This is a genomic window from Pseudobutyrivibrio ruminis DSM 9787 (assembly GCF_900218035.1).
Lineage (GTDB): Bacteria > Bacillota > Clostridia > Lachnospirales > Lachnospiraceae > Pseudobutyrivibrio > Pseudobutyrivibrio ruminis.
Map to the genome: position 1 here is coordinate 106,573 of NZ_OBMR01000005.1, position 12,890 is coordinate 119,462.

The 12,890-nt window shown below is 39.9% G+C and carries 13 protein-coding genes and 1 tRNA gene; 1 reads left to right on the forward strand and 13 read right to left on the reverse strand.

Annotated features, from left to right (window positions below):
* Nucleotides 1-68: 68 nt before the first annotated feature.
* Genes CRN97_RS05440 through CRN97_RS05450 form a run of 3 tightly spaced genes read right to left on the reverse strand, consistent with a single transcriptional unit; the run spans nucleotide 69 to nucleotide 1,878 of the window.
* Nucleotides 69-809, reverse strand: a complete 741-nt coding sequence (locus CRN97_RS05440) for a hypothetical protein (RefSeq protein WP_090479465.1) — start codon at nucleotides 807-809, stop codon at nucleotides 69-71.
* Entirely contained in the window at nucleotides 809-1,519 is a 711-nt protein-coding gene (locus tag CRN97_RS05445; RefSeq protein ID WP_074788735.1) for an ABC transporter ATP-binding protein, read from the reverse strand. The genes CRN97_RS05440 and CRN97_RS05445 overlap by 1 nt, the downstream gene beginning before the upstream one ends.
* Nucleotides 1,519-1,878, reverse strand: a complete 360-nt coding sequence (locus CRN97_RS05450; RefSeq protein ID WP_097076147.1) for a GntR family transcriptional regulator — start codon at nucleotides 1,876-1,878, stop codon at nucleotides 1,519-1,521. The genes CRN97_RS05445 and CRN97_RS05450 overlap by 1 nt, the downstream gene beginning before the upstream one ends.
* A gap of 162 nt (nucleotides 1,879-2,040) precedes the next feature.
* On the opposite strand from CRN97_RS05450, the gene CRN97_RS05455 reads away from it, so the two are divergent.
* Nucleotides 2,041-3,000 (forward strand): P1 family peptidase, encoded by a 960-nt coding sequence (locus CRN97_RS05455; RefSeq protein WP_097076148.1) that lies wholly within the window; start codon nucleotides 2,041-2,043, stop codon nucleotides 2,998-3,000.
* A gap of 89 nt (nucleotides 3,001-3,089) precedes the next feature.
* Here the strand turns inward: CRN97_RS05455 and CRN97_RS05460 are convergent, their stop codons facing one another.
* The 10 genes from CRN97_RS05460 to CRN97_RS05510 all read right to left on the reverse strand — a co-directional run bounded on the left by CRN97_RS05460 (nucleotide 3,090) and on the right by CRN97_RS05510 (nucleotide 12,713).
* Nucleotides 3,090-3,908 carry a hypothetical protein gene (locus CRN97_RS05460; RefSeq protein WP_097076149.1) on the reverse strand — a complete coding sequence of 273 codons (819 nt, stop codon included), beginning with the start codon at nucleotides 3,906-3,908 and terminating at the stop codon, nucleotides 3,090-3,092.
* A 563-nt stretch (nucleotides 3,909-4,471) separates the two neighbouring features.
* Nucleotides 4,472-4,551: transfer RNA gene (locus tag CRN97_RS05465), tRNA-Leu, on the reverse strand.
* A 222-nt stretch (nucleotides 4,552-4,773) separates the two neighbouring features.
* Nucleotides 4,774-5,919: an MFS transporter gene (locus CRN97_RS05470; protein ID WP_097076150.1), complete on the reverse strand. Its 1,146-nt coding sequence runs from the start codon at nucleotides 5,917-5,919 to the stop codon at nucleotides 4,774-4,776.
* A gap of 307 nt (nucleotides 5,920-6,226) precedes the next feature.
* Nucleotides 6,227-6,640: an ATP synthase F1 subunit epsilon gene (atpC, locus tag CRN97_RS05480; protein ID WP_044937271.1), complete on the reverse strand. Its 414-nt coding sequence runs from the start codon at nucleotides 6,638-6,640 to the stop codon at nucleotides 6,227-6,229.
* 3 nt (nucleotides 6,641-6,643) lie between these two features.
* A complete protein-coding gene (gene atpD / locus CRN97_RS05485; protein ID WP_044937268.1) occupies nucleotides 6,644-8,044 on the reverse strand; it encodes a F0F1 ATP synthase subunit beta in 1,401 nt (466 codons plus the stop codon).
* Nucleotides 8,045-8,056: 12 nt separating this feature from the next.
* On the reverse strand, nucleotides 8,057-9,067 hold the full coding sequence (gene atpG, locus CRN97_RS05490; protein WP_044937265.1) for an ATP synthase F1 subunit gamma: 1,011 nt from the start codon (nucleotides 9,065-9,067) through the stop codon (nucleotides 8,057-8,059).
* A 3-nt stretch (nucleotides 9,068-9,070) separates the two neighbouring features.
* Nucleotides 9,071-11,086 (reverse strand): F0F1 ATP synthase subunit alpha, encoded by a 2,016-nt coding sequence (gene atpA, locus CRN97_RS05495; RefSeq protein ID WP_044937262.1) that lies wholly within the window; start codon nucleotides 11,084-11,086, stop codon nucleotides 9,071-9,073.
* A 2-nt stretch (nucleotides 11,087-11,088) separates the two neighbouring features.
* Complete coding sequence (atpF, locus tag CRN97_RS05500; protein WP_097076152.1) at nucleotides 11,089-11,571, reverse strand: F0F1 ATP synthase subunit B; 483 nt, start codon at nucleotides 11,569-11,571, stop codon at nucleotides 11,089-11,091.
* Between the two features lie 38 nt (nucleotides 11,572-11,609).
* Nucleotides 11,610-11,831 (reverse strand): ATP synthase F0 subunit C, encoded by a 222-nt coding sequence (gene atpE / locus CRN97_RS05505; protein ID WP_015548814.1) that lies wholly within the window; start codon nucleotides 11,829-11,831, stop codon nucleotides 11,610-11,612.
* 195 nt (nucleotides 11,832-12,026) lie between these two features.
* A complete protein-coding gene (locus CRN97_RS05510; protein ID WP_097076153.1) occupies nucleotides 12,027-12,713 on the reverse strand; it encodes a F0F1 ATP synthase subunit A in 687 nt (228 codons plus the stop codon).
* Nucleotides 12,714-12,890: the final 177 nt, after the last annotated feature.

Here is a 12,890-nt window from a genome sequence, read left to right on the forward strand (position 1 = left end):
TTGTTTAGTGTAATATAATCCACTGTAATGTAAATACTTTTAATTTTTATTTAAGAATCTTTTTAGATTTACACTGAAAGCTTATTGTCCATTAACCATGCTGATGCAACATAAAGAATTACTGAAACAACTGCATAATAAACAATCTGGATGATTACACGTGTTGTATTAAAATCCAATCCATCGTCGATAAACACGCCAAGTAATTTGCTAAGGCAGATTGAGATTGCGATGAAGATGCAGAAGCTAAGGAATCCATTGTATTTCTTGCCATTTAATAATGTCGCGCAGATGATTACGGCAAAGAAACCTAAGCATACTGTGGAAATCCAATTTACAACAGATGCTGCACTAATCATTGCAAATCTGTATGAATCAACATAATAGCTTTCGCCTAAAAGGGCATTTATAAACTGAAATAACTCTTTAAACTCTCCATAAGTAGCAGCCAAAATAGAAACATCAGCAATTGCAAGTGCTACAAAACATACGCTTACTACTATGATTGAGCTTGCATTTTCAATAAGCTTTGCTCCTAAAATCTTGAAGCTATTATTTGGAGTCATAAAAAGCATGTAGCTTCGCTTTGTATTCAAATCACGACTAAGTGTGTAGATACCAAATATACCAATAATAAACACTGAACACACAGCTATCATAGAAAGAAGTGTTACACCTATTGCTAAAAATGTTTCCTTCTGCATGAAAACACCAATTAAAAACAACACCTCAAATATAGCTGTTATAACAAGGATTATTCCCTTCATTGACCATGATTTTCTGAATTCGTATTTAATTAAGTTTCCCATTATGCTATTCCCTCCAAAACTAAATTAGAAAATACCTGGCGGTATTTGTCAGCCAACGATACACCTTCTGTCATACGTAAACCTTCTACATCAAATACACCTACAAGCTGTGCCTGCTTAATGAAAATAGCTTTATCAACAACCGACTCCAGCTCTTCTACCAAGTGGCTTGAAATAAGAAGGATTTTATCCTCTGATGCTGCATCAAGAATCATGTTCATAACCTCATCTCTTGCAAGCAAATCAATTCCATTTAACGGCTCATCTAGCATGTAGACTTTTGCATCTCTAGCCATAGTAACTGCAACCTTTAGCTTAGCCATCATACCTGATGAAAGTGACTTTACCTTTTGCTTCATATCCAAATCCATGCTAATAACCATATCTGTGTAGTTATCCATAGAGAAATCAGCAAAGAAATCCTTATAATATTTTCCAACATCCCCTACTGTCATCCAATCATAGAAATATGGCTCAGTAGACATATAAGCAATTTCCTTTCGGCTTTCGATACCGATTGGAGTATCCTTGTAAAGCACCTCTCCCGATGTAGGCTTTATAAGGCCTGCTGCCATCTTCATCCAAGTAGTCTTACCGCTTCCATTAGGACCAAGCATTGCATAAATGTGTCCTGGTTCGAGGCTCATTGTTATGCCATCTACCGCGGTTTTGCCAACAAATTTTTTAGTAACATCAACACTTTTTAACATCACATTTCGTCCTTTCTACTTCTAATCATTTCTATTGCTTCTTCATTTGAAATACCTAGCTCCATTATGCTTTTCAAGAATAGATTTAAAGCATCCTGCGCCATTTCCTGTCGGCACGCTTTTATGATATTTACATCATCTGTCACAAATGTGCCCATGCCTCTTTTGGTGTAACATACACCCTCCCTTTCCAGCTCCTGATAAACCCTAGCGGCCGTGTTTGGATTGATTGTATATTTAACAGCCAGCTCTCGGCTCGATGGAAGCTTTTCTCCACATTTAATACGTTCATTAACAATATCCATTTTGATTGAGTTAATTACTTGTAAGTAAATGGGCGTCTTTGAATCAAACTGCATATTCACACTCCTCCTGTGTTATGTACTACTGTACTATCTGAATAGTACACTAGGTCGTTAGTGCTGTCAACAGTTTTTTTCCACATTTTTATTTTTTGTTGTAAAATATTTTCTAGGGCTCTATTTAACGCCCTAACTTAATTATTTTTTCAGGAGGTTTTTATGAAGGAAATTGATATTTTCCAGATTGGGAATTTAAAAATAGGACAGGCCGAGAATCAGGATGCTGGAACTGGTGTCACTGTTATCGTTGCCCCAGAGGGAGCACCATGTGGACTTGATATAAGAGGTGGCGGCCCAGCCAGCCGAGAATCAGGATTGATGGATCCTCTTGCTGCTGCAGAGGTTATTCACTCTGTTGTTTTAGGCGGGGGCTCAGCCTTCGGTTTGGATGCAGCCGGTGGTGTTATGAAATGTTTAGCTGAAAAAGGAATTGGCTTCCCTGTGGGGGATGTTGTTGTACCACTTGTTTGCCAGTCAGATATCTTTGATTTAGGCTACAAAGCTTCTAACGTATATCCGGATAAAGAAATGGGATATGCAGCTTGTACTAAAGCTTTTGAAGGAGAACATGGCAACTTTGAAAATGGTAGTCATGGTGCAGGATGTGGCGCAACTGTCGGAAAAATGCTTGGCCCTGACAGATGCACAAAGTCAGGAATTGGCAGCTACGCTGTAGAACTTGGTGAATTAAAAGTTGGAGCAATTGTTTGCACTAACGCTGTTGGCGATGTTTATGATTATGTTGATGGAAAAAGAATAGCTGGTGTTTTAGCAGAAGACGGTAAATCACTTAATGATGTTTCCTGCGAAGAATTAATGTACGCCATGGCTATGGCCGGAAAGCCTTCCGATTCTGCCGATAAAGCCCCTGCCGGTGCACCAACTAACACTACCATTGGTATCGTATTTACGAATGCAAAGCTCAATAAAACACAGCTCTGCAAAGTTGCAGGCATGACTCACGATGGCTACGCTCGATGCATCCGCCCTATCCACACATCAATGGACGGCGACAGCATCTACGCCATGTCTTTAGGAAATGTAGAAGCTTCGCTTGATGTTGTAGGAACCCTTGCAAACCACGTAATGTGTGAAGCTATTAAAAGAAGTGTAAAATAAGTAAAAGGCTATTGCAGGTCTGCAATAGCCTTTTTGACTGTATATATCGAGTAGGTATCTAATCACGGAGAACAAATACCTACTCTTTTTTATTTACAATTCTCTAAAATTATTCTATTCAAATCATTTATGTTTAATCCATCAACGCCAGTCTCAAAAGAATAAAGCAAGTTCTTGCCATACTCATACCCTAATTCTCTATATTTTGCTATCTTCTTCACTGCAGTTGTAGCATATTCTGGCTTGTCCATCATGCCAAAATGCTCATAGAAATATGTCTGTCTGGTCTCTTGATTTAATAACACAAAGTCGGGATGCAGCCCCTTTCTGTTCAACTCACAAACAGGTTCATATACATATGGGATTCCTTCTTTAGCAAATTTATCTGCTATTATTTTCTCTGATTTGGATCTAACATGCTCCCCGTTATCTGTGTAGTAGCCTGTATCAATTGGATATTTGTTACGGAAAGAATCACCAGTATCTTGTTCGTTATATTGGGCTAGCCACTGCATTAAATAATGTTCATCCTCAATATGATCATATTGAATCAACGCTTTCCTTTCTGCCGATAGTTCTGTATATAGCGAATGTCTTTCACAATCCTTATAATACCTCAATACAGATTGAATTCTTACAAGTCGCTTGGAGACATCGGCATATAATCGCTTATCAAATTCTTTCTGTGCCAGCATTCTTGCAGTATTGATATCATTTTTTCTTATAAAACTCTTATTAACTACATCATTTTCACGCTTGCACTTGTAGTATTGCACATATTTTCCCTTATTTTTCTTTATTTCCAAATAGCATCCATCATCCGGAACATCCCTATTTTCAATTTTCTTCTTTTCAGCTTCTAATCTCGCCTTCTCTTCCTCTAATACCTCAATAATGTAATCTTTCAAATTCTCATTTCCTTTCTATCCCTCCCCGTTTACCACTGTGATTCCTATCTCCTACTATTCCAGTGGTATATAATCTTTCGATTTACCACTGCAATAGCTCGAATACTCCTTGCAGTGGTAGCCTTATCATCTTTTTACCACTGCGCAATAGTGCCACTGTTCTTCAGTGGTAATCACAAACTATTTTTACCACTTCACAAAGGCTTTCATTACCTACAGTGGTAACCGCAACAATTCTTTACCCCGGCTAGCCCTCATCTTACTCACTCAGTGGTAATAGAACCTAAACAGTACCCTACTAGATTCAAAAATCCTATTGCACAGTGGTAAAACCAGGCCCATCAGCCCCAATTAATGCTTTTCTAATCCGTACTACTCCAAAATTACTTAACTCACCACACTTCCTAATACCAAATCACAATAACACTCATTTTCCCCGCAATTGCCAATCTATTACATACACCAAAAACTAGCAATTGTATGACCTGTTTCGTGAAAATCGCTATCGACTTGATAGCAAATGAAAAAAAGAAAATCTCACATACAGAAGTATGTGAGATTACTGCGGGTGACAGGACTTGAACCTGCACGGTCTCCCACTAGAACCTAAATCTAGCGCGTCTGCCAATTCCGCCACACCCGCGTGAATCAAGGTAGTGACTAAGTCTACGACCTCGATATCGGCTCATCGACTGTATTAATATATCACACTGCTACTCCCAATGCAACAAAAAATAGGCCTTTCAGAATACATCTGAAAGACCTACCAATTATCTAAATATTCAACCAGATTTTACCATTTCCCATGACTAAAGCACTGCCTAAAGTTCTCCCTGAAACTCACCCGGAGACTCCACCTAAAGCTCTATCCGAAAATCCATCCAAATACCGGTGATAACAGAATCATTATAACCGAATAGGTAAATGAATTTACTGACATCAAAGTGGCTCTCTGGCCTGATGGAATCATGTCGTTCAGCACCACATCTGATCTGATTTCAATGAAGCTGTCTGCAAAAGAACCAATGCATGCCCCCACAATCATTACATATGGATTGCCAACTAATACTGAGACAAAGGCAAGGACAACTCCCAAAAAGGAAATAAGACCAATAGTCCTATATCCTAACTTGTTGAAAAATGTGACAGTCTTTGAACCTAGAGCTCCAGAAAGACCAATAACAAACAAAGCTGGACCAAGTAACACAGGTCTCAAGCCAACTTCAGGAAGCTTTGCTTGCATGAAGAAGGCTATCAAAACCGCAACTGCCCCGATTGCAGCATTAAATAGAATTATCAGTCTCGCTTTGCGATTCTCCTTTAAAAACTTGATTGAGCCAATAGCAACTTCTTTGAATCTGCCAGCCACATCCATTGATTCATGGCCTTCAGCATGAACCTCTGTCAGCGATAATGCAAACACCAATGCCACGCTTCCAATGATGATATCAACCAAATATGCTCTACGGTACCCTAGCATCAACGCTACTCCCGCAAGAAGTGTAGCCAGGGAACTGAATATCTCATAAATAATCATATCTTTCGAAAAGAAGTCTTCGTAATTCTTTTCGACGCCAGCCTTTTTCATACTGTCGTATGCCAATGCCTCGCGAGTTCCTGACGCTAAGTTATAGCTCAATGCACTCACTCCCATAGCGAAAGCAATTGAGATGAACGAATCAGTGAATATCATTATCATTGCAGATAACATAGACATTATCTGCGCAAGCACCATGGATTTCTTACGGCCGAACACATCTGACACAGCGCCTGATGGAACTTCACATATCATACTCACCACATGAAAAAAGCTTTCAAACCAGCCTATCTCCAGTGTTGAGAAGCCACGAGCTGCCAGCAGCGCAACCCATGAAGCACCTGCAATCATAAATGCCCCAAAAGTATCTATAGCATAAATCTTGCCTAGCTGTGCTTTTATATTAATCTTTTTAACGCTTTGACAAAGCTCATTATTTCCTTGAATTTCTAATTCTTTATTATAAATCTCCATAAAAAAATCTCCTTATCTATTTTTTAGAATAAGGAGATAGTGCGGCACAATGTTAAAAACGATTAGTTTCTATCGCTTAAAAAAGGGCGCACTATCCCCGTAAACTTCAAAAATAGAACCTTTTGTAAGATGCATATTAATTGTTTTCCAAGTCATACTACGCCCTCCTTTCTTTATAACTTTGATGTTAACAATGTGGATTTTACCATATCGCATTTTCGAAGTAAAGTAAAAAAACACCTCTTTATCAAATGTGTCCAAAACAGTGAACACATTAGTAAAGAGGTGTTTATAAATCATATTAAAGCTATGAGTGTCTGCTAGCTCCCTTTAATCGAGCCATAGCACGAGCCATGTTTGCAGTAGAAATCTGGTATTCAACCATACTCTGTTTCTGCTGAAGCTGCTCCTGAGCACGCTCTAAAGCTTCCTGAGCTCTGTATGTATCAATATCTTCTGGACGCTCGCAAGAATATGCAATCATCTTTACTGAGCCATCCTTGTAAACAGATACTAATCCATCAGATACAATGGCACTTCGCCATGTTCCATCGCCTGTTTTAAAGCGTATTTCACCGACAGAAACTACACCAGTCATCATCTCATGATGATTCATGATTGCAGACTCTCCATCAGGACTAGGAATAATAATTATTTCGCAGTCACCATCATAAAACACGCCATCACAAGCGATTATTTTAAGATTAAATAATGATGCCATATACTACTCCTTTACAAGATCTGCAGCCTTTTTCTTGACATCCTCAATTGTACCAACGTTAAAGAATGCTGCTTCTGGATAATCATCCATCTCACCATTAAGGATAGCCTTAAATCCGCGGATAGTATCCTTTACAGTTACGAACTGTCCCTTAACACCTGTAAAGTTCTCAGCAACTGAGAATGGCTGTGAAAGGAAACGCTGTACCTTTCTTGCACGATATACAGTAATCTTATCCTCGTCAGAAAGTTCTTCCATACCAAGGATAGCGATAATATCCTGTAACTCTTTGTACTTCTGGAGAATCTCCTGTACTCCACGTGCAACCTGATAATGCTCCTCACCAACTACGTCTGGCTCAAGGATACGTGATGTAGACTCAAGTGGATCTACAGCTGGGTAAATACCCATCTCAACAATCTTACGAGAAAGAACTGTTGTAGCATCCAAGTGTGAGAATGTTGTTGCTGGAGCTGGGTCAGTTAAGTCATCAGCAGGAACGTATACAGCCTGAACTGATGTGATAGAACCGTTCTTTGTAGAAGCGATTCTCTCCTGAAGCTCACCTAAGTCGTTTGCAAGTGTTGGCTGGTAACCAACGGCTGATGGCATACGACCAAGAAGAGCTGAAACCTCTGAACCTGCCTGTACGAAACGGAAAATGTTATCAATGAATAAAAGCACATCCTGATTCTTAACATCACGGAAATACTCAGCCATTGTAAGTCCTGTTTCAGCAACACGCATACGTGCTCCAGGTGGCTCGTTCATCTGACCAAACACTAAGGCTGTTTTATCAAGAACTCCTGACTCAGCCATTTCTGTCCAAAGGTCATTACCTTCACGAGAACGCTCTCCTACACCAGTAAAGATAGAGTAACCGCCGCTCTCTGTAGCGATATTATGGATAAGCTCCTGGATAAGTACTGTCTTACCTACACCGGCACCACCGAAAAGTCCGACCTTACCACCCTTAGCATAAGGAGCAAGTAAGTCGATAACCTTGATACCTGTCTCAAGCATTTCAACAACTGGGCTCTGATCCTCGAATGTAGGTGGCTCTCTATGGATGCACCAATGCTCTCCATTATCAAGCTTCTCACCATTATCAAGTGTGTCACCTAATACGTTGAAAAGTCTACCAAGTGTCTGCTCACCAACTGGTACAGAAATACCAGTACCTGTAGCAGTTACTTCCATATCTCTACATAGTCCCTCAGAAGGAGCAAGCATGATACATCTAACCACGCCTAAACCGATGTGCTGAGAGACCTCCATTACTCTTTTCTCATCCCCTACCATAACGTATAGGGCATCTCTAATGGCAGGTAGGTCATTATCTTTAAATTCTACATCGACAACAGGTCCTGAAACCTGGACGATTTTTCCTTTTAACTCTGACATGTTTAACCTCTCTTACCTTTTAGCTTTTTTCTTTTTAAGCGCCTTCGCACCACCGATTACCTCAGTGATTTCCTGTGTAATCTGTGCTTGACGCACTCTATTGTATTCGATAGATAACTCTCGAAGAATCGCTTCCGCATTGTCAGTAGCTGACTGCATAGCCATCATTCTCGCATTCTCTTCACTGGCTGAACACTCAACCAAAGCTCCATAGATGAAAGCTGTAAAGTGGTTGTGTACCAAATGCTCCAAAACCGATGAAAGAGATGGATAGAATGGATACCATGAATCTCCGCCTTCTTTGAAAGCTTCAAGCTCGTAGTTATTGATTGAGTGAACGTGTTTTGTTCCTTCCTTCATCTCAGTAGCTACTTTACTTGTTCCCTCTGTATCAGATTCGATTTCCTGAACCTGCTCCTTAATAAACTTGTGTGTTTTTAAAGGAAGCAAACGTTCTACGCAAGTCTCTTCTGTAACAGAATTGAGCATCTTTGTGTAAATAATATCGATTCTATCAAGCTCTTCTCTGTTGTATAAATCGATAAGATACTCGGAAATAACACGCGCTCTATGCATTGAAGGATTGTTTGCAGAATATCTGAAATTCTCGTCTACGTTATATCCATTGTTTATAAAAAACGCTCTACCAGTCTCACCAACAACGAATAGCTTGTATTCGTCCTTAGATAAGCCTCCGATTCGCTGAAGTGCAAATTTGATGGCGTTGTGGTTGTATGCACCAGCCATACCCTTGTCACCTGTAAATACTACGAATCCACGCTTTTTAATGGTCTCCTGATCATCCTCAACACGGTTATCAAAATAGATGTGTCGGATGTTAGGCATTCTAACAAGATTTTCTGCAATACCTTTCTGGGTTCCTTCAAAGAATGGCAATGTCTCTTCAAGCTTTGACTTTGCCTTACGCAATTTCATTGAAGACATCATGTACATGGCTCTTGTAATCTTCATTGTATCCTGAATACTATTTATTCTATTTAGGATTTCCTTTGTACTTGCCATGGTTTACTCCTGATTCTTTTTGAACTCCTCTGCTGCGTCAACAATAGAAGCCTTAATATCCTCTGACAAATCCTTTGTTGACTCAAGCTGGCTGATAATAGCGCTATGCTCTGTTGCAAAGAACTCAAGCATATCTGCTCTAAACTTCTTAAGCTTTGAAAGCTCAACATCACTAAAGATATGAGCGTTTGCAGCTACAAGAATGATAACCTGCTCTGCCATTGAGAATGGTCTGTTAAGAGGCTGCTTCAATAATTCCATAAGGGCACGACCATGAGCCAACTGCTTCTTTGTTGCATCATCAAGATCTGATGAGAACTGTGTGAAGACTTCCATCTCACGGTACTGAGCCAAATCGATACGAATTGAACCAGCGGCTTTCTTCATAGCCTTTGTCTGGGCAGCACCACCAACACGGGATACTGAAAGACCTACGTTTACGGCTGGTCTCTGACCTGCGTTGAAAAGCTCTGACTCAAGGAATATCTGACCATCAGTAATAGAAATTACGTTTGTAGGAATGTAAGCTGAAAGGTCACCAGCCTGAGTCTCAATAATTGGAAGAGCTGTAATTGAACCGCCACCTGCTTCTGGTGTGATTCTTGCAGAACGCTCCAATAATCTTGAATGTAAGTAGAAAACATCACCAGGATATGCTTCACGTCCAGGTGAACGCTCTAACAACAATGAGATTGCACGGTATGCAACCGCATGCTTTGATAAATCATCATAAACGATAAGTACGTCCTTGCCTGAATACATAAAGTACTCTGCAAGTGCTGTACCAGAATATGGTGCAATATACTGAAGTGGTGCTGGATCAGATGCTGTAGCACTGACGATAATTGTGTAATCCATTGCACCGTTTTCTTTTAATGTGTTAACAAGCTTTGCAATTGTAGATGCCTTCTGACCGATAGCTACGTATACGCAGATAACATCCTTGCCCTTCTGGTTGATGATTGTATCAGTAGCGATAGAAGTCTTACCTGTCTGTCTATCACCAATGATAAGTTCACGCTGTCCTCTACCAATTGGGAACATTGAATCGATTGAAAGAAGACCTGTCTCCATTGGCTGGCTAACAGACTGTCTATCTACGATACTTGGAGCTGGACACTCAACTGGTCTAAATCCATCTGCCTGGATTTCTCCATTTCCATCAAGTGGAGAACCAAGGGCATCAACAATACGTCCAAGGAAGCCGTTACCTACTGGAAGACCTGCCATCTTACCTGTACGAACAACCTTAGAACCTTCTTTGATTTCTGTATCACGGCCGAAGAGGATAACACCTACTTCATCGCGGCGAACATCCTGAACCATACCTCTAACTCCGCAATCGAAAATAACGATTTCGCCGTAGAATGCATGATCAATACCGTCTACGTTGGCAATTCCATCACCTACCCAGTTAACGATACCGACTTCCTTCTGCTCTGCTTCAAGCTTGAAGTCTTCAACGTTTGTTCTGAGGATTGAAAGAATGCTCTCATCAACAGCTGAAACACCAACTGCCTTATTAATCTTTGTAGCGAACTGCTCAATACGGCCCTGCTCGCTCCAGTCATATTCTTTTGTACCCACTGAAAGAATGAAACCACTCTTTAGTGAATCGTCCTGTACTAATTCAAGCTCAATGTCTCCATTGCCTGTTTCCTTAGCAAGGAACTTCTTGATACCTGCAAGCTGCTCATCAGAAGGTGCTGTAACATAGCGAAGCTTCGCTCTGTCAACCTTTTCAGTCTTAGTCTGAAGAGATTCCTTGTATGCAGCTCTAATATCATTAAATAAATCAAAATCTCCGTTATCACATAGCAATTTGAAGAAATTGCGGATTTCATGAGGGAAGATGCTATCAATAACAACATGCTTTTTAGCGATTGCTACTGTAGGATCTGATAATTCCTCTCCAATTGCAGGTACAGCCTCTAGTATAGAAGCGGCAGACTGCAAATGTGCTTCTGCATTATCTATGCTATGTAGGTCACGGGCATAGTTTAAAGATTTCTCTGTCACTTTTATTCACCTGCTTTACCTAAAAATTCATCAAACAGTTTGCTATCGATATCAGCTCCTGTTTTGCTACCAACAACTTTTGTAGTTGCATCAACTACTATATCTGCAATTTCTTTCTTTGCACTAGCGATGATCTGGCTCTTCTCGTGATTAGCCTCTGCAACTGCTGCATCATGAATGTTCTTTGCATCAGTCTTAGCATCGTCTAATATCTTCTGATACTGGCCATCAGCGCTCTTTCTTGCTTCCGCAATAATCTGCTTCTTCTCAGTCTCAGCCTCTGCTACCTTCTGCTCATACTGTGCAGCAAGTTCATTAGCCTCGTTTTCCTTTGCTGTAGCTTTTGCATAAACCTCATCAGCCTCTTCCTGACGCTTAGCAATGATCTTGCCAATTGGCTTAAAGAAGAAGATTCTGAAAGCTACAACCAGGATAAGAAGATTGACTACTGTCCAAAGAATACTCCAAAATTGAATGTTAATCATATCTATTACCTATCCTTTATTATTAATAGAACTTGTTATTACAATACGAACATTATCATAAGAGCGATAACGAAACCGTAAATAGCTGTTGCCTCTGCAAGGGCACAACCTAAGATAAGGTTCTTCTGAATCTTGCTCTCTGCTTCTGGCTGACGTGCAATACCTTCGCAAGCCTTACCTGTTGCGATACCGATACCAATGCCAGCACCAAGACCTGTTACTACTGCAATACCTGCTCCAACTGCGATTAAAGTGTTCATAAAATTTTTCCTCCTAAAGCTCGCCGACATTCACTCTGTGTAAGCTTGTTACGATTACAAGCCTTATAGATTCTCCGCTCGACTACATGTCTCGCTTGAGAATCATAAGAGCTTGATATCTACAAGCTCATTATCTTTTTTGAGTCGGCTCTTCTACTTGATTAAAAATACCATAAAAATTTTCTTTTCGATTCTTTATTCAATAGCTTCCTTTAAATATAAAGAAGTTAAGAATACGAATACATATGCCTGAAGTAATCCATCGAACAAATCAAAGTATAATGAGAATACAGCAGGGATAACTGGTGGAACGACGATTTTGAGAAGTTCCATGATAACAAACGCACCAAGTACATTACCAAAAAGTCGCATACATAACGACAATGGTCTTGTGAATACATCAAGAATGTTAAATGGTGTTACTATAGCAACCGGCTCAACAAATGAATGCAACCATTTCTTTATGCCTTTGTGATAAATACCTGCAGCTTCTACCAAAATAATACTCATAAGAGCAAGTGCTGCTGTAACATTTACATCCTTAGTAGGTGACTTGAAACCAAACAAACCAATGATGTTAGATAAACCAATGTACAAAAGTACTGTGACAAGGTAACCGGTATATGCCTTTCCCTCTTCACCTAAGGTTGCACCAACAATGGCATTTAGTTTCTCGTAAATAAGCTCGGCAAATGCCTGCTTTTTACTGATGTTTTGTGTCTTTAGTCCCGTAGTCAAGAATATGGCTATGAGAATAAGCACGGCCATTACGATCCAGGTAACTACGACTGATTCATAAATCGGAATATCAAATCCTCCGATATGGAGCCTGAATACCTCTTCGCAATTTAGCTCTTCTACAAGCTTTTCTGCTAAAGTCAAGAAAACACCTCCTATTCATTTTTTCTCATGCCACCCATTTTATACCTTTCGCACAAAATTATAAGATACAAATTGAGCAATGTGTATAAAGAAAATGTTTGACACGCAATTTACCGGATATTTACTCCGTATGTTTTCACCATACACCTAAAAAAAGTGTCCAGTCAATGCTGGACA

What these genes read in the sequence shown, in the direction of transcription:
- CRN97_RS05440 (WP_090479465.1), bottom strand. Translation starts at nt 809, where the DNA reads ATGGGAAACTTAATTAAATACGAATTCAGAAAATCATGGTCAATGAAG.
- CRN97_RS05445 (WP_074788735.1), bottom strand. Translation starts at nt 1,519, where the DNA reads ATGTTAAAAAGTGTTGATGTTACTAAAAAATTTGTTGGCAAAACCGCG.
- CRN97_RS05450 (WP_097076147.1), bottom strand. Translation starts at nt 1,878, where the DNA reads ATGCAGTTTGATTCAAAGACGCCCATTTACTTACAAGTAATTAACTCA.
- CRN97_RS05455 (WP_097076148.1), top strand. Translation starts at nt 2,041, where the DNA reads ATGAAGGAAATTGATATTTTCCAGATTGGGAATTTAAAAATAGGACAG.
- CRN97_RS05470 (WP_097076150.1), bottom strand. Translation starts at nt 5,919, where the DNA reads ATGGAGATTTATAATAAAGAATTAGAAATTCAAGGAAATAATGAGCTT.
- atpC (WP_044937271.1), bottom strand. Translation starts at nt 6,640, where the DNA reads ATGGCATCATTATTTAATCTTAAAATAATCGCTTGTGATGGCGTGTTT.
- atpD (WP_044937268.1), bottom strand. Translation starts at nt 8,044, where the DNA reads ATGTCAGAGTTAAAAGGAAAAATCGTCCAGGTTTCAGGACCTGTTGTC.
- atpG (WP_044937265.1), bottom strand. Translation starts at nt 9,067, where the DNA reads ATGGCAAGTACAAAGGAAATCCTAAATAGAATAAATAGTATTCAGGAT.
- atpF (WP_097076152.1), bottom strand. Translation starts at nt 11,571, where the DNA reads ATGATTAACATTCAATTTTGGAGTATTCTTTGGACAGTAGTCAATCTT.
- atpE (WP_015548814.1), bottom strand. Translation starts at nt 11,831, where the DNA reads ATGAACACTTTAATCGCAGTTGGAGCAGGTATTGCAGTAGTAACAGGT.